This is a genomic window from Shewanella sp. T24-MNA-CIBAN-0130, from assembly GCF_040310185.1.
In the GTDB taxonomy this organism is placed as follows: domain Bacteria; phylum Pseudomonadota; class Gammaproteobacteria; order Enterobacterales; family Shewanellaceae; genus Shewanella; species Shewanella psychromarinicola.
Genome location: NZ_JBEOPP010000029.1, coordinates 18,521 through 35,203 on the forward strand (window position 1 = coordinate 18,521; position 16,683 = coordinate 35,203).

Annotated in this window: 18 protein-coding genes; 1 reads left to right on the top strand and 17 read right to left on the bottom strand. The window is 45.7% G+C overall.

The window, feature by feature from the left end:
• Positions 1 to 14: 14 nt before the first annotated feature.
• Both AAEZ02_RS12660 and AAEZ02_RS12665 read right to left on the bottom strand, forming a co-directional pair.
• Positions 15 to 3,881: a tape measure protein gene (locus AAEZ02_RS12660; protein WP_351123333.1), complete on the bottom strand. Its 3,867-nt coding sequence runs from the start codon at positions 3,879 to 3,881 to the stop codon at positions 15 to 17.
• 79 nt (positions 3,882 to 3,960) lie between these two features.
• On the bottom strand, positions 3,961 to 4,740 hold the full coding sequence (locus tag AAEZ02_RS12665; RefSeq protein WP_351123336.1) for a phage antirepressor KilAC domain-containing protein: 780 nt from the start codon (positions 4,738 to 4,740) through the stop codon (positions 3,961 to 3,963).
• Positions 4,741 to 5,294: 554 nt separating this feature from the next.
• On the opposite strand from AAEZ02_RS12665, the gene AAEZ02_RS12670 reads away from it, so the two are divergent.
• Positions 5,295 to 5,879 (top strand): Rha family transcriptional regulator, encoded by a 585-nt coding sequence (locus tag AAEZ02_RS12670; RefSeq protein ID WP_351123339.1) that lies wholly within the window; start codon positions 5,295 to 5,297, stop codon positions 5,877 to 5,879.
• Between the two features lie 57 nt (positions 5,880 to 5,936).
• On the opposite strand, the gene AAEZ02_RS12675 is transcribed toward AAEZ02_RS12670, so the two are convergent.
• The 15 genes from AAEZ02_RS12675 to AAEZ02_RS12745 form a co-directional block, all read right to left on the bottom strand.
• A complete protein-coding gene (locus tag AAEZ02_RS12675) occupies positions 5,937 to 6,656 on the bottom strand; it encodes a phage tail tube protein (protein WP_351123342.1) in 720 nt (239 codons plus the stop codon).
• Complete coding sequence (locus tag AAEZ02_RS12680; RefSeq protein ID WP_351123345.1) at positions 6,653 to 7,078, bottom strand: hypothetical protein; 426 nt, start codon at positions 7,076 to 7,078, stop codon at positions 6,653 to 6,655. Before AAEZ02_RS12680 ends, AAEZ02_RS12675 begins: the two co-directional genes overlap by 4 nt.
• 24 nt (positions 7,079 to 7,102) lie before the next feature.
• Positions 7,103 to 7,654 carry a hypothetical protein gene (locus AAEZ02_RS12685; RefSeq protein ID WP_351123348.1) on the bottom strand — a complete coding sequence of 184 codons (552 nt, stop codon included), beginning with the start codon at positions 7,652 to 7,654 and terminating at the stop codon, positions 7,103 to 7,105.
• Between the two features lie 8 nt (positions 7,655 to 7,662).
• Positions 7,663 to 7,968 carry a hypothetical protein gene (locus tag AAEZ02_RS12690; RefSeq protein ID WP_351123351.1) on the bottom strand — a complete coding sequence of 102 codons (306 nt, stop codon included), beginning with the start codon at positions 7,966 to 7,968 and terminating at the stop codon, positions 7,663 to 7,665.
• On the bottom strand, positions 7,961 to 8,281 hold the full coding sequence (locus AAEZ02_RS12695; RefSeq protein WP_351123354.1) for a DUF2190 family protein: 321 nt from the start codon (positions 8,279 to 8,281) through the stop codon (positions 7,961 to 7,963). Before AAEZ02_RS12695 ends, AAEZ02_RS12690 begins: the two co-directional genes overlap by 8 nt.
• A 97-nt stretch (positions 8,282 to 8,378) precedes the next feature.
• Positions 8,379 to 10,454 carry a ClpP-like prohead protease/major capsid protein fusion protein gene (locus tag AAEZ02_RS12700; protein ID WP_351123357.1) on the bottom strand — a complete coding sequence of 692 codons (2,076 nt, stop codon included), beginning with the start codon at positions 10,452 to 10,454 and terminating at the stop codon, positions 8,379 to 8,381.
• Positions 10,366 to 11,940 (bottom strand): phage portal protein, encoded by a 1,575-nt coding sequence (locus AAEZ02_RS12705; protein ID WP_351123360.1) that lies wholly within the window; start codon positions 11,938 to 11,940, stop codon positions 10,366 to 10,368. Before AAEZ02_RS12705 ends, AAEZ02_RS12700 begins: the two co-directional genes overlap by 89 nt.
• Before the next feature lie 8 nt (positions 11,941 to 11,948).
• Complete coding sequence (locus AAEZ02_RS12710; protein ID WP_351123363.1) at positions 11,949 to 12,152, bottom strand: DUF6148 family protein; 204 nt, start codon at positions 12,150 to 12,152, stop codon at positions 11,949 to 11,951.
• Positions 12,152 to 14,134, bottom strand: a complete 1,983-nt coding sequence (locus AAEZ02_RS12715) for a phage terminase large subunit family protein (RefSeq protein ID WP_351123366.1) — start codon at positions 14,132 to 14,134, stop codon at positions 12,152 to 12,154. The genes AAEZ02_RS12710 and AAEZ02_RS12715 overlap by 1 nt, the downstream gene beginning before the upstream one ends.
• Entirely contained in the window at positions 14,109 to 14,654 is a 546-nt protein-coding gene (locus AAEZ02_RS12720; protein WP_351123369.1) for a terminase small subunit, read from the bottom strand. The genes AAEZ02_RS12715 and AAEZ02_RS12720 overlap by 26 nt, the downstream gene beginning before the upstream one ends.
• A 3-nt stretch (positions 14,655 to 14,657) precedes the next feature.
• Positions 14,658 to 14,942, bottom strand: coding sequence for a phage holin family protein (locus AAEZ02_RS12725; protein WP_351123372.1), 285 nt, complete (start codon positions 14,940 to 14,942; stop codon positions 14,658 to 14,660).
• The gene (gene lysC, locus AAEZ02_RS12730) at positions 14,926 to 15,162 is read right to left on the bottom strand and encodes an Rz1-like lysis system protein LysC (RefSeq protein WP_351123375.1); all 237 of its coding nucleotides are present in this window, start codon (positions 15,160 to 15,162) and stop codon (positions 14,926 to 14,928) included. The genes AAEZ02_RS12725 and lysC overlap by 17 nt, the downstream gene beginning before the upstream one ends.
• Positions 15,080 to 15,517 (bottom strand): hypothetical protein, encoded by a 438-nt coding sequence (locus AAEZ02_RS12735; RefSeq protein WP_351123377.1) that lies wholly within the window; start codon positions 15,515 to 15,517, stop codon positions 15,080 to 15,082. Before AAEZ02_RS12735 ends, lysC begins: the two co-directional genes overlap by 83 nt.
• Positions 15,517 to 15,984 carry a lysozyme gene (locus tag AAEZ02_RS12740; RefSeq protein ID WP_351123379.1) on the bottom strand — a complete coding sequence of 156 codons (468 nt, stop codon included), beginning with the start codon at positions 15,982 to 15,984 and terminating at the stop codon, positions 15,517 to 15,519. Before AAEZ02_RS12740 ends, AAEZ02_RS12735 begins: the two co-directional genes overlap by 1 nt.
• Complete coding sequence (locus AAEZ02_RS12745; RefSeq protein WP_351123381.1) at positions 15,981 to 16,316, bottom strand: DUF4406 domain-containing protein; 336 nt, start codon at positions 16,314 to 16,316, stop codon at positions 15,981 to 15,983. The genes AAEZ02_RS12740 and AAEZ02_RS12745 overlap by 4 nt, the downstream gene beginning before the upstream one ends.
• Positions 16,317 to 16,683 lie beyond the last annotated feature (367 nt).

Here is a 16,683-nt window from a genome sequence, read left to right on the forward strand (position 1 = left end):
GCTTTATTTAGTAGTTAACCGCCAACCGACTGCAAACGCTTAATTTCAGCAACTAATTCATTCACCAAACTGCGCTTTGCTTGAGTGTCAAACATGCGATTACCCACCTGCAGCTGCAATATCACAGTGTCGCCACTGCTCGGTGTCGTAGAGGTGTTAGTCGGTTGAGTTTGGGTAACGGTAGTTTGCACGGTATTTTTGGTAGCAGCTTGCTGCTTAACGTTGGCAGTGTCGGTAATGGCCCGCTGTTCGTCGGCCTGCTGCTGGGCTTTAATTTCGGCAGTACGATAGGCATAAACCTTGTTTAAGGTTTTTTCAGCTTCACGTAACTGGGTAATTAAGGCCTTGTCACCAGTGCTTTCCGCTTTGGCTAGCTGAGCTTTAATGTCGGCTAGTTCTTGCTGATAACGGCGCTTTTCAATTTCATCCTGGCGGCCAAGGTAGCCGTCTAGTTCATCTTGCAGTGTATCGAGTGTCGATTGGGCACTATCGCGCAACGAGTCCATGCTTGATTTAGCCGAATCAATAGCAGAACGCAGCACACCCAAGTCTTGATCATTCATCAAGTTCATTGAGTTAGCCGCACGTTCGGCGCTATTGACTAGGCCCGCATTGCCACTTTCAGCAGCATTAAGCGCATCAACCATTTTAAGCAGTTCAATACGCTGATTATAATATGCAGCTTGGGCCTGTTTGCCGGCTATTTCGGCCTTACGAGCAAAATTACTAATGCCAGTAAAATCGATAGACCTCGCTTGAACATCAAGCAAATCACCTATTTCACCGGTCAAGTTTTTATAAACCTGAATGGTTTTTTCTAACTCACTGCTTGAGTCAGTCACCAACCTTTGGCCATACAGTATCGATTTAAAGTAAGCGACGGCACCGGTACTGAGTTCAGCAACTTGGTCGGTTATTCCTCGCAAGTACGCAGTGAAAAACTCAGCCACACTCGACAGTGTTGAGCCCGCATCTTTGGCGCTTTTAACAATAATTCCAACGGTATTTTGAACGCTAACACCAATATTGACACTTGAGCTTTCAACTTCCTTTTCTGCTTGCTGACCACTTTCGCCAATAGTTGTTTGGGCTTGTTTCAGTTTTTGATATTGAGCAACTAACCCATCTATATTATCGCTTAATCCAAGGTTAGCGGCTTGCTGGCGAATACTAGCATCAACTTGTTTATCACCCGCAGCAGCAGCTTCAATCGCGGCCTCGGCATATTTTAAAAAGGCTTGCTCAGCCTCATGTGTTGAACCTGTGCCATTTTTAACAGCTTCCCTTACTTCTTCATAGGTTTTCTTGGCTTTGGAAGCTAAGTCTTGAAGCGACTTAAGAGTAGTAATGTTTGCTGAAGCCATAGCAGCTTCATAGCTATTAACTGCCTTGGTTTGATCATCTGTTGATTCCGCTAATTTATCTTGTGCTTTTGCTAAAGCTTCAGCCGTAGCTTTTGCCTTAATTTGTGCTTTTTCATAATCTTCTATTGATGCCTCTCCTGCAATAAAAGCATCACGAACCTTAGCTAATTCATCCTGCGCAAGTTTATTTTGTTCAACTCGCAAATCATTCGTCGATTGCGCCAAGGCCAGCTGCGCTTCAGAAAGGCTAAAGTGGGCTTTTTCACTTTCTCCTTGTGCTGAAGTCAAAACATTGATTGCATTCTCAAGCCCTAACTGTGCTTTTTCTAATTCTGCTGCTGAAGCTGTGCCAGATTTCTTAAGGGCAGTGTAGTATTCTTCCGCAGCCTTAACCCTTGCCCCCCAAGCAATGACAACCGCCTTAGCGGTATCAGTTTCCTTTTCAGCTTGCGCTATAATTTTTTGACGGGTATCAATTTCTTTTTCTATTGCTGTTTTAACTTTTTCAGCATTATCTACTTGGGTTTTAGTTGTATTGTCTGAATCATCCCTAATATCTAAACCCATCTGCTTAAGCGCAGCGGCAACATCTTTTGAGTCTTGCTCAACTTGCGCAACGTATCCCTTAGATATAGCCAACAATGCATCTGATGCAGCTTTAAATGCATCAGAGAAAGAGTTATCACCAAATACGCTTAGTAACTTGTACCAGCCAAAAGCTATACCAGATAGCACTCCTGATATAGTCGCGCCAAAAGTGGCAACAACCGACGTGAAGGTGTTAAAAACAATACGAACACTGCCAGCGACAATGTTTAACCCCGCGGTAAAGGCTGTAATGTTTTCCATGACATCTTTTAGACTTTGGCCGCCATCTTTGACCATTGAAGTGAAAAAATCACTAATGTCTTGAGCAGCTTGCTTGATTTTCCCGCTTTGGTTCAACTCATCAAACGTCGCGTTAATGTCTTTAAGTAAATCAATCGCTACCTGGTACGCACCAGAATCGGCAATAATTTGCTTAAACTCGGTCCACTTGTTTGAGATTAAATTAATCTGACCGCCCAACAGGTCTAAGCTTTTTGATGCTTGGCCGTTGGCTTGCTTGCCCATTTCGTCAAACAGTTGCTTCATGACGTCGCGACCCAACTCGCCTGCTGCGCTCATTTTTTGCAACTGCGTAACGTTTTTACCGGTGACTTTTTCAAGCAAGTCCCACACGGGTACACCGCGCTCAACCAGCTGTAATATTTCCTCACCTTGCAGTTTCTGCTTAGCCCATGCTTGACCAACCGCTAAAATAATACCTTCTAATTTTTCTTGGCTGCCACCTAAACGAGCATTGTAATCAACCATCGACTGCAATGATCCATTCATGGGATCAATGCCAAAGGTTTTTAAGGATGCAAAAGCTTGCTTAGCCGAATCTAAACGGGTGCCCGTGTTATTGGCAAAATCTTTAATCCATGCGGTGGCTTGTTCACCACTGGCAATGCTGCCCATCATGGCGCTCATTTGCACACCAAAGGCTTTGGCTTCATCCCCTGCAGTCAATATCGACTTTAGGCTTTCCCAAAGTTTATCAACACCAATATAGGCACCCGCCATAGCCACCAATGACGCAGTCGCATTTTTAACGCTACCACCAAAATCACTGGCGTCTTTTTTAGACTCTACTAATAATTTATTATGACGTTCAAGCTTAGTATTCACACCACCTAATGACGCCTCGGCAGCGGCTTGTTGCTGTTTTAAATCCTTGGTTGCATCAGCTAGATTGTCCATGCTGATGCCAGCACTTTTTAAACTAGTGGTATTTTTATCTAACTCAACTTTGTTTTTATTTAAGCCTCTAGCCAACTGATTTAACTCAGTGCGGGCGGTTTTTACATTTAGGGTATATTCCGCTTTGGTACGGCTGGCCGTATCGGTGGCGGTGCTAGCTTCAAGTAATTCACGACGCTGCGCATCTAATGCTGTGGCTAATTCATTGGCACTGTTTTTAGCGCTAGTTTGCTCGTTACCTAATTGTTGTAAATCGGTAGTGGCTTTATTGAGGGCAGAGGCTTGTTCTTTGCTGGCGGTAGCGCCTTGCTGCTGCTCGGCACTAAGCTTTTCAACTTCAACCCGGGCTTGCTGTAATTCGGTTTCATATTTAACCAATGCCGCTTGGGCTTGGTTATATTCTTGTTCAAGCTGATTAGTTGCGGCCTCAGATTGTTTCTGCGCTGCTTCAAACTGTTTAAATTCTTTAGTCGCGGCCTTTTGCTCGCTGACTAACTTGTCCAGTGCAACCGAATTATCCTTATACGCCTTTTCACCTTTGCTAATTGATGCGGTTAAATCATCAATTGAGTTGGCGGCACCTTGTAAATCTTCCAGCTCTTTTAGGCGATCGGTTAATACTTCACTTTGTGCCGCTAACTCGGTGACTGCCTTTTCAGACTTCTTAGCTTCGCTGGAAAATAAATCTTTGCCTTGGATGATCAGGTTAATGACTTGGTCTTTAAAGCTCATGGGCTTTCCTTATAACAAATTGCAGACATAAAAAAAGCCTGAGCAATTCAGGCTTTTAATCAATAATGTGGCGGGAAAGTTAACCATTAAGCATACTCCCCGAAAGCTTGGCCAAGCCTTTCATTGTGATGCGTACTTGGGTAGACACTTTGCATAGGCCGCTGCTGTGTTCAACTTCGGTAACTTTATGCTCAACTAATGCTTGTTGTATTTTGTCTTGGTAACCTAGCCAGCTAGAGCCTTGGCGGCGGTAAATCCACTTTTTACATTGCAGCAATAAAAATAAATCTTTAGGCCGTACCTGTAATTGCTTAGCCGCATCGGTAATGCACAAACTACCATCGGCCTTGGCAAGGCGATCTAACGCATCCGCTTTGGGTTGCGATACTTTTAACTTATCTTCAAGCTCAATCATCTTTTCAGAATACCCTAACAACAAACCACGCATAACGGTGGGGTCGCGTAGGGCTTCCATTGGGTCAATATGTTGCTGGCGTTGATTAAGACGGTCTCTCATATCAAAAAACGCTTTCACTAAATTCTTTTTAAACTCTTTCACCACACCGATATTGCGCATAAAGCTAATTAACAATGTGGCTTGCTGCTCGTTGAGCATAGCAATTTCACGATTCTGACTCCCTCCAACCGTGTCAAAGGGTCGCATTTCAAATGCGAGTGACCCAAACTCCTGTAAATCATCAATATTTTTGCGAATTAGTTGAATCACGGTTTTATGGGTGTTACCCACACCCTCAGCAATGGCTAGCGATGTAGTAACAGGTACACCGCTTTGGCAGATTACAATGTTACCCGCTAATTCTGGTTGCATTGTTTTTGTACTATTTGCTATAATTTGCATTGTAAATCCTTTGATTGATGGTTTGCATTGTAATACCTTTCATTGTTTACGATTTGTGTTAATGCTTAAGCCTCGACTGTCTCCGCAGTTGGGGCTTTGTTTTATGTCCTTCCTTATTATTCCTTTTTTATACCCATCCTTAAGGCAGCAAAAAGCCGTGAGCGAGGTTTCTCGTTCACGCGGTAATGGGTAAGTAAAATGGGTTAAAGCGTTAGCTCACTTTTGAGCCAACGTGAAAAATCAATGAGTTAATCGTTTTCAACTCAGTTAAGTGATAACAAATTGACAAATGCGCCTAAGTGGGGCGATACTAATTGGGCATTGGCAAAATCCAATGCCGGGATTAGCCTCTCGCAATTCACAGGCGCAATTGTCGCCAGCCTTTATAGCTGGCTTTTTATTGCGTGATTCAGCGCACCACTACTATGGTGAGCTGGATGGGAGCACTTCGGTGCGCCGCTTCCTGTGAGCGGTAAGGCTAATCCTGTTCAGCTCATCACCCAAGTTTAGCCTTCTTGGTTGATGAGAACTCACGATCACAGGAGTGTCACCCAATGAACTTACAACAGTCTAAAAATTACCCTGCACAACTGGTTTTTATTAATGGCCAACAAACCATTACCAATTCACTTATCGTCGCTGATTATTTTGGCAAATTACATCACCATGTTTTACGCAAAATAGAGACTATTTTAAAAGATGCACCACACGATTTCACGTCCAACCATTTTTGGTGTAACGTGCAGAATCAAAAGGTTGGAGCTACAACACGCGATTTAAAGTGTTACCACATGACCAAAGACGGCTTTATGTTTTTAGTGATGGGCTTTACCGGTGCTAAAGCAGCACAATTAAAAATAAACTTTATTAATGCCTTTAACGAAGCCCAAGCCAAACTCAGCCGCACAACCCACCCTTTTGAGCGTCAGCGCATGATGTTTACATGGGAAGCGGGCAGAATTGTTAGCTCGCAACCAATACATGACGACCAGTTTGTGACTAGCCGCGATAAATTAGTGCAGTACATTCGCGAACCGCGCTTTTTAAGCTTGGCGCAGTTGCTAGAAATTAGTGAAGCTGCAAACCAGCAAATTGCTGCGGGTGTGCGATTTGTAGAAAAACAAGCTAGATTGCGTTAGTTAATTGGTAGATTAAAAGGCCCACTATTATTTAGTGGGCTTTTTGGTTTTTACAACTTACGCTGCGCTACGCACAAAGAACTTAGACTTACCCGCGGCGACAATGCTTGAATCAGCCAGTACGCCGCCTTCGATGTCGAACGAACCGAAGTCGTCGCCAATTAAGTCTAGGCCCGATGTTGGCGTAGGTTTCCACTTATAAAACTTAAGCATCCACGGCTTGCCGGTTGAATCGTTAATACCGTCAATAACCACGCCCACGGTTTTGCCAGACTCGGTTAATGCCTGCAAAGCGTTACCCGCTTGGCTGGTGTAACTTACCGTTAACTCCTGTGCATCGGCAATGATGCCAGCAGATAACGCGCGAATACCTGCGGCACTGACCACATAATCTTCATCCAAAGTATAGGTAACATCACCAAGCGTATTTTTAACCACGGGTGCAATGCTGGTATCAATCATTTGAACCGTTTGGGCTAGTCCGTCTAATACTGCGGTGATAGCTTCATCCGCTACTGGCGCAGCCGTTAACACATCAATTTTACCGCGCATGGCCAAGGCTAAGTTTTCGTTGTTAAAGTCATAAAACGTAGCACTTAAATTAACCGATTTAATTAAGGTCACTTCATCGGCATAGCCGCCACCGCCACGGTAATTGGGTAGCGATTTTGTTTCTTGCTCAATAGCCAGCTTTACGCCGCTAACGTTGCCACAGTCGCGACCGTCAATATAGACAATTGCTGAACCGATGTAGCTTTCGGTTACGGTTTCGCTCATAGTTTTTCTCCAAAGGGTACGGTATGAACTAGGGTTAAAGTAATGACCGCAAGCGCATGTTTTTCATGGCTTTCGGGCATGATGTATTTACAGGCTTCGGCTTCTTTAAACGTAATAGCTTTGGGTAGCCATGACGGTTTTTCGGTATTACGTTCGTCTTTAAAGAAGGCGCTGCGTATGTCGCGCACTAAATTGATCAAGTCTGCAGTTGGGTTGGTTGATTTAGTCACATTAATACCGGCAACAACCTGTAAAGTTAGGTCGTCGCGGTATTGGTTAATGCCATTTTTGGCGCCGAACAAATCCAAGTAGGGCTGCAAGAAAATAAAGCTAGATTCTCTTGCTGCGCTTTGGGCATAAAAGCCTTCGCGCACTGTTGCACCGTCAACCTGTTTAAGTCGGTCTAGAATGATGTTAATCATGGGGTTCTCGATAAGATGAAAGGACTACTTAGCGTATTGGCCGTATTTTTTACGCAGATGGGCGATAATGGGTGGCTCTAAATCGTCACGCATATAGCCAAAGCTGCCTGCCACTGAAGGGCCGTATAACGCTTTTTGTGCTTTTAAGTCTCGCCAAGAGTTATCACCCTTTTTGCGACTAAACATAAGTTGATTGCCGTTGCGGCCAATGACGGTAAACGCACCACTAAACCACACCGGCTTATTGCGAATAACATTTATGCTAAAACCTGCAGCTACCCTAGCCGAACGCTTACCCACTTTGTAACGCGGGCTAGCAAAGCGGGTTAACGAAGAGGCGCGCATTCTTGCGCTAACAGATGCCGTTAGGGTTTTAGGGTTAATGCTGACACTAAAATGCTGATCAACGTATGATTTAGACTGAAAACCATACTTGTTAAAAATGGCATCAATAGCCTGTTTTTTACCAAACTTGGCAGCATCTTCAATCGCGCTAGCAATAGCAGGAGCTTGAGCAGCACGCATGCGTTTAAGCTCGCGATCAACGGCGTCAAAACCTGTGATTGTTAATGCCACAAATCCCCCTACAATTCCAAGTAAACAAAACTCACTGTTATCTCGTCGCGTTCGTTCAATTGAGTGATGCGGTATTGTTTACCGTTTAACTCAAACACATCATCAACATTTACCGCACCGTCTTGGCGCAAAAACTCTGCTAGCAAAATGGGGGCTTGAAGGTATTCATTACTGCGATCTATGTCGGTTGGCGGCAGGTGAACACTTCGGCTGTAAGCTGGGTTGCCATTAACAGGTATAAACTGGCAAGGCACTGCCAGCTTATTAAAGGCTCGCGCCAGCTTGCTGGCAAAGCGCGATTCAACGCTAGGCATTAATCTTTACCCAAACCGAATCGCTTGGGTTAACGGCAGCCGCCCATGCTTTACCCGCTAAGGTATTACCTGATGCAACACTAGTGATCATGCCGTCGGCTTTAAGATAAACCTGCGTACCCTGGCCAATATCATCGGCGGGCACTTTAGGCAGTTCATAAACGCCCGATGTTGCACCCACGCCCACTTCGTCAATTGCGAGAGCACCTAACGATACAGCAACCACTTTTCCTAATAACACTGGATCACCACTGGCTACAGCAGCCGTGGCGGTAAAGTCGATGGTATTACCATCTGCAATACAATTTTTCATTTGAATTTTTCCTAATGATTTAACACATAGACATTAAAAAGGCCGCTAACAGTAACGTTAAGCGGCCTTTCTAATTGAGTTGATAAAACTGTGCTGACTAAACACCCGTTGATTTAACCAATCCACGGTGATCAAGTGGAGCCACACCCGCATCAATACGCACTTTGGTTGCAACACCATCAATGGTGAAACCTTGTTGCTGCTCAATGTATGGCGTGTCGATACCGTCAAGATAAGCCACTTCAATCGTGTCGTTACCTTGGCCTGCGGCTAAGTAGTAAGCCTTGGCGCTATCTAATTTAAGACGAGACTCTGAAATCACTTCCGCAAAATCTTGCATTGGATTAGCAATACCTGCGTTGATATCAGCACCTTTTACTGAGCTTGATTTAATGATCTGAGTCAGCGTACGTTTAAGGTTAGGTGGACATAACACAAACTCAGGCATGATGTTTAATGCCCTTGGCGTTTTACCACCTGTGGTTTGGCTTTCCATCAGCTCAGCCAATACAGCTAAACTTTCAGCACTGGGTGCACCTGAACCTAAGTTTTTATGGCCAGAATGGAACAAGTTTTTCCCGTCTGCCATAAGCGGGTTGCCAGTTAAGATAGCAAACACTAAATCGCCAATGGTTGCTTTCGCTGCAGCACCCATTTTTTCAGGGATTGAAGTCAACACACTCATATCATCATTAATGATACATTGGCGGGTGATGCTGAATAGCTCACCATAGGTAGCCAGCGCAATGTCTGCACCATTGTCACCTAATGTAATGTACTTATATTCAGCACCTTCACGTACTTTTCGTAAGCTGCCAAACTCTTCCAAGCCCACACGTTTAGAGACTTTAAAGTCACTAAGCTGTCCTTTGCGGGTAAAGAGCTCAAAACTTTCTTGCGCGGCAGTCCAACCTTTTAATACCGATTTATTAGCCACATCTAACAAGATATTGCCAAAGTCACTTGAGCTATGAGTAAACGCTAATGCAACCATTTGCATTTGATTAAGCCCAGCCATGCCGATACCGCGATCACCCAAGGATGCTCGGGCTAACTCTTTCAAGTTATAACTGGTATAGCCGTTTGACGCTTCGGCTTTCTCATAACCAGCGCGCGCCATTAGGTGAGCGCGGATCGAGTCACCGACGATATTACCGTTACCAGAGTGGATAATTGTTCGATTGGGGATAGTCGCCGAAGGCGTGGTGTTTTCACCTAACTTAGCCAAAATCATGTCTTTGGCTTTATCGGCGTTAATACCAGCATCAGCAATACAGCTGTTTTTAATATCAGCAAACTGTGGAAACGCAGTAAACGCGGCATTAATGCCGTCGATACGTTCTTTATTCATTGCCGTGGCTGCGGCTTGAATATCAGCTTGCGACGCTGCAACAGGTACCGATGCAACTGGCGCTGGAATAATAGTGGCTGCTGGCGCAGGCGTATTAGTTGCACCAGGTACATTACCCTGCGGTGCAAACAGGTTTTTTAGAGCTTCAGGCATATTAGTAAAGTCCTTGAGTCTTTTTGAGTTAAGCGAAGCCGCCATTTGCAGCGGTTCAGTGAGGGTGTTGGCGAAACCTTTTTCAACCGCTTCGCGGCCAGTTAGCCATGTTTCATCAGCAAGCAGCGCATGAAGCACTTCATCTGACAAACCTGTTTTTTGTTGATAAGCCCCAACAAGGTTGCTTTCAACTTTGTCGAGTAGCTCGGCATATTTGCGCATGGCATCTGCGTCACCTAAGGTGCCGCCCCATGGTTTATGCACCATCATCATGGCGTTTTCGGGCATAATCACTTCATCAAAGGCCATGGCAATCACGCTGGCCATTGATGCGGCAAGGCCGTCAATATGGCAAACCTTGTGCGCGGGATGGCCTTTGATCATGTTGTAAATCGCCATCCCATCAAACACATCACCACCCGGTGAATGAATGCGAGCGGTTAAGGTGCCGATTTTGCCTAGCCCTTGTAAGTCGCGCGCAAACTGTTGAGCACTGATGCCCCAACCGCCAATTTCGTCATAAATCATCAACTCGGCATTGCCGTTTTGTGCTTTAAGCGAATACCAGCTTTTGTCTGGTTTATTGGTCGGTGTCATGGTCAAGCTCGCTGATGCGCTTGGCATTAGCATCATGGCGGCCACTGCTAGACTTAGTTTTGTCTTTTTCACTTGGGTTATCTCCGTTTTGTGGCTCTGGGTCGTTACCCGTAACCATGTCGTTTTCGCGGTTAAACTTCACCTCACGCTGACGTTGGCGTTTAACTTCGCTTGGGTTACGGCCACGGGCTCGCGCCCAGTCAGCCTCGGTGGCGGCATTACCGGCTATCATCATTTCCCAACCTTGGGATTCTTTACGCGGGTCAATCCACGGCATAGTAGGACCGTAATAAACCGCATCATATAAAGTGCGCATGTCTAAATCGGGCGGAAGTGTGAGCGGGTCTTGCTTATTCATTAGCTCCATTTGCAACCAGTTACGAAACACAGGGCGTGACCAACCAGCACAAAACCATTGCTGCATAATACGGTTTGACTCGTCTTGCTCTACTAGCTCTTGGCGTTGGCTTGAGTAATTACCACTATAATCACGGGCAATACTGGAATAACTGCCACGGGTACCCGCAGCGCAGGCTTTTAACTGGCCGTTCCGAAAATCAACCAAATGCACATTGGGCCGATTGGATTCAATCATGCCCACATCTTCACCCGGTGCGAGGTCGTCGAACGTCATGCCTGGTGCAATGTTAATTTCGCGGCTTTGGCTGTCGCTTTCGCCTTGGTCTGGGGTAAACATGCTGGCATCACCACGTTTAATGTAAAACGCTAACGCGGCAGCAATACGGGCGGCAACACGTTCCGATTCTTCATAGTCTTTAATGTCGCCAAGGCGGGTTAAAATGCCATGAAAAATACTGATCCCACGCAGCTGGTGCAAACGCTTAAACATGCCAAGGTGCAGCATGTTACTGGCGGGTACGGACTTAGTTTTAAAGCGAAAGCCGATTTGGTCAGCGGGGTGATCAAGCAGCACATGGTAATTAACCACCTGCCCCCAACCATTAACCTCAAACCCTTGGCTAACCCTTAACGACACATCGTTAAGTTCAAACGGAATATAATCAGGCTCTAACGCTTCAATGCTATATTGGGTGCCTTGCGGATTTGGGTGACCAAACTTGGCCAACTTGCCGCGCACTTGCTGGCCAAATACTTCACCGTCACGCAATGCGGTACGTAACACCAAACGCTCAAGCTCTGGCCGTGTGTAGCGCCCTGTTACATCAGGCTTGAGTGACCATGCAGCAAAACGGCGTTGAATATCATTGGCTAAATCATCCAGTATTTCACCGCTTATACTGCGGGGCTGTGGCTCAACCACAATGCCTTGCGCACCAATTACCCGTTCTTCCATGCGGTCTAAAATACCAATACTCAGGTCGTGGTTTTCATCTAACCATCGCGCTTGTTCGCGCAAGCTTTTACCTGCAGCAAATACCGCTTGGTTTGCCCCGCGCCCCTCTTTATTGGCTTTGTGGGTTCGGCTTGGGCTGGCGGCTTCATAACCTTTTAGGTTGCGATAACTCATTGCCGCAGCCTGTCGTTTTAGCGCCCAGCCAGGGGATAAATACGACAGTGCATCGTTAATAATGCTCATAGTGTTCCCTAGTTAAATCGGGCGAGAGTGGTGCCCCGTGGGCGGGTGTACATGCTTAAGGTACGCTGCCATTCAATGCGGCCTTTGCGAATAGCGTCTAAATCTTCACTGGTCATCATCTTGCCGTTAACGGTGACAGACTTACCCGCCAACACCTCTTTTTCGGCCTCGATATACAGCGCGACCATGTCTGTCGCAGTTTGCTTTGACATTACAGCCAGCCTCCTGATTTTGCCGAACCACCATTTAGCCAGTTATTGGCTTGGCTCTTTTTCGGTTTTTTAGGTTTGGGGGAATCATCGGTTGATGATGGGTTTTCGTCTTTATTTGTTATCACTTTACTGAGCGATTCGAGATTAATGCCAAAGCGATCAATCGCGATATACAGCGCAGCCATGGCATACACAAAACAGTCGAGTGCTTCGTTACGTCTGCCGCCGGCTTCCCAGCGATAAACAACCCGACCGTCGCGCCGTGTGGGTAATTTTCGTTCAGACGTTAACTGTTGCAGTTCGGCGTCATCACAAATGTTGTCGTTAAGTGGCAAATGAATGGCACCAGGTGTACGCGTATCAACACTGGGTTGAGTGCGCATCATCGCCATAATCAACTCTTTGGCGTTGTCGGTACCCACCTCGGTTAAATACACGCCTTTGTTACTTCGCTTACGGGGGAAATTGGCGATCGGCTTGCCGTACACATTGGCGCCTTTAATGGGCACTACGCGAAACAAGCCCAGCTTTTTACTCATTGAGTAAACGGTATCGGCGTAATGGCCGCCCGAATCCCAACACGTGTTGCCAATGTTGAGCACTATGCCGTCATTACGGGTATAAGATTGGTTTAAGCGCAGCGCCACTTTATCAAGCAGCACTTGGCTTGCAGGGTCGCCATACAAAATAAATCGGTCAATTAAGGCGCTTTCTTTGCCTGCGCCCCAGCCCCAAACACGGCCTTCATAGCGGTCGTCTTGGGTATCAACACCCGCGGTAACATACACAACCCAATCGGGCATATTGCCGTTGGGGTACATTTCACGCCTGCGGCCTAAGTCTTCCCATTCAATGCGTTCGCCGTTGTCGTTGTCCCACGGCTGGCCCAATTTGGTATTAACAAAGGTTTGTAGCTTTTCTTTGTCGCCTTTAGCTTTATAAAACTCGGTAACTAACTTGGCCCAACTGTTAAGGGTGTTATAGGCCGACCAGATATAAATCGAGATATTTTCGGGCGTTAAAAAGTCGTCGCCGTCTTTATCAAAAAACGAAATAAAGTCTGTGGTGTAAACGCCCGTTTTGTCGCATATCCATAACGCATTTGGGTGTTCTTCCATCTCGTGCAGTTGATTGTTTTCAATGCAGCAACCGCAGTGTTCACAAACGTAATAGGCTGTTTTGGGGTCGCTACCTTGCCACTTAATACCAAAGGGTTCAGTTTTACCGCCCCACTTTAAATGCTGTAATTCATCACAATGTGGGCACGGTAAGTTAAATCTAAATTGGTAGCCACTTTCACTACAGGCCTTTTCAATTTGGCAGGTACCCAATACTTTAGGCGTTGAGCCCCGTATCGATTTAGGAAACATCGACAACTCAACACGGGTATCACCTAACGATGTGGCGTTACCCTCATGTTCGATTGACTCATCAAAACCGGCTAACTCATCGTAAATAACATCATCGGTGGATATTTCACGGTAGTTTGCCGCAGCGGTACCACCACGCACCATTAAGGTTTTACCGTTGGTAAAAATTTTATCTTCTAACGTACTGTCTTTATGCTTGCGACCAATCCAAGGCGCTAGGGCTTTCCAAATCGGCATGTCACGTATGGCGGTTTCAACGTGCTTTTTCATAAACGTTTTGGCGGCACCGTCGCGCGGCTGGTATATCAACACGTTACGTTTTTTGTGTTCGATTTTATAACCCGCATTGGCCATCAGCATTTTGGTGTAACCCACACGCGCAGACTTCATAATGTTCAGCGTGGTAATTTGGTCGTTACCCATGGCGTTCAATATGCCGATTTGAAACGGTAAGCTTTCCCATTTACCTTCGGTGTATGACGATTCAGACGACATATAAAAATGCGTGTCGGCGTATTCACTACAGGTCAACATTGGTGGACGATAAAACGATTTAAGGCCAGCAGCGACAGCAGCTTTCAAATTGTTAATCTGTGCTTCTGATATATTCATCTAATAAATCCTCAATGCCGTTGGCCAGTTCAGCGGCGGTGTTTTGGCTTTTAATCACTTCAGCGCGAATAGCGTCTATGGTGCGTTCTGGCATGTCGGGGAATTTACGTTTTACCCGAATGTGAATTTGGTCCAGCACTGGCGATATTTGCGCGGCAATGCGACTCAGCACATATGAGCAAAACGTTACCTCAACCACTTCTTTGCCGTCTTTTTCGTTTTTAAGCTCTTGGCCGTAGGCTTGCGCTTTGATTAAGCGCCAACGTTCAAACTCAATATTGGGCTTGTCGTCATCTTCGCCGTCGGGCTTGGCTGATTTTCCGAGCAGATGCTTTTTGCGCTCATTAGCCACCCTGTTACCCACCACGTCGCTCATGGTGTACAAACACTCACGGCCTTTTTTACTGGTAATTGGCACATCCCATTTATCGAATGCCTGAGTACTAATACCCAAACTTTTGCACAGGTCGGTTTTATTCAGTAGCACTGGCTCGGCGTCGGGTGTTTGAATACGTGCCATTAGCTAGTCCTTGTGAATATCGTCTAACACATGGCTACATCGTTCTTGTTCAATATGCTGCAATTGTTTGGCGAGTAATTGTGCTTGCAACCTTTGTATGTGGCTTTCACCCTGTCTCTTACGGGCCTGATAAAACCAGTTAATAAACGCGGTAAACACAGCACACAACACGCCGACTAACACGCCAATATCCATATCGTTCACATAACTGCCTGCCGCGGTAAAAAACGAGGCGATGTAAGACAATAACGAGGTGAGTTTTGCGCTTAGGTCAGTCGTTATGCTCATATTGCTGCCGCCATTGTTGTAGGCGCAGCATGTTTGCATTACACATTGCTAGCGCGTTGGTTTGAGTAAGGGAATAATTCAGTAAATCCAGATTTGAGAACCCGCTAAAACGTGGGCTACCACAAAGCTCAAGCCAATCAGCGGGCGGTAACACATAAACCGTGTTGGTGTGTGTCACCACTTTCACAATCGGTTTGCTTGAGCAGCTGCACAGCATCATCAGGCAAATCAGTATTAGCCCATGTTTTAGTTGGCTCATGGTGTGATGTCCTTAGCTGATCAGCTCGTGCTAGTTTGTGGTTTAATGCCGATTCAAGCTCGGCCAGTTGCTTGCGGTGCGAGGTGTTTAGCTGGGTAATAATGCGGTGTTCACGTTCAAGTAATTTAATCCGTTCATCTTTGTTGTCGTTGCTGCTCAGTAACGCATCCACGTTAACTTGCGATTGCAGTAAGTCATTAGTTAACGATGCGTTCTTGGCTTTAAGTGAGTTTATTCCCAATGCGCCAAAGCCAATTAACGTGGCCAGAATAATGAAAATGCATAACAGCACTGTGGTTTTAAAATCGTTGAACATTACAAGTCCCTCAAACAATAACGCCGCTCATTTGAGCGGCGTACAATTAAACCAGGTAACTTTTTCTTTTTGGCGTAAACCCACCTTGGCAACTCATTACATGCGCCAACTCGGTCACCTGCCCACAACTTTTTGTGCAGCGTAGAAGCCCCAAAAGCCTCGGCCCCAACGTTGTAAATAAAACTTAAGTAAGCAATATGCTCACCCTCGCTTAGTGGCGGGGTGAGTTTAACCAATTCACGGTCAAAGGATTTAAGGCTAGTAGCCAGCATGTCTAGGCACTGTTCGTTAGTGAACACCATGCCCTGTTGAATGTTATGGCCGGTTTGGCCAAAGCAGGCCGTTTCAATACCTGCAGGGTCAACATAGGTGCGTAATACTTCACCTTCACCCGTGGCAACTAAAACACCGCCAGTAAGTAAGGCACCGGTTAAACCCAGCGCCAAGAGCCTTGTTTTAATATTCATGCAGCACCTTCTAAACCGATTAATGCAATGTCATGATCAATGCCCTCCTGGTAAACAATGTGTAATCCAAGCTTCTGCGCTAAAGCATGTTCAGCCCGTGCACCGTGAGACTGTTCCCAACCATCGAGCATGTAAATCATATCGGCACATATCAACATGGTTAAACCAATCTGCATGTATTCGGGTTCAGACAAACCCACCGGCAACACTGCGGGGTTAAGCACAATATGCGTTAACGACTTTTGCACTTGAGCAGCCAAGTTAAACGCATGGCGATTGCAATCAGGCAGACCAGACATAGGCCCAGCGATATACACCTTTTTACGGATCATGTGATCACCCAATAGCGTGCAAAAAAAATGGGCTCCAATACAGGAGCCCAACGGCGAGGATGTAACGAGAGAGGAAGCAAAGCAAGTTACGCAGCAATGTCTAGCTTACATAAATATACCCCTTTTAAAGGGGCGAAAACACGCCATATATGGCGTGTTTTACGCCACATATGGCGTGGTGCTTTTTATCTTTTTGTGATATGTGAAACCGACAATCTCAAGAATTACGATAAAAGTTATCAGTTAAGTGAGTTGCCATATATAAAAGTATATACAACAAACTATCTATCAACTTGTTCATGGACAAAAAGGTTAGTTCCTAAGCTTAAACGCTCTGAAATCACCTTATGCTAACTATAGTCAATTG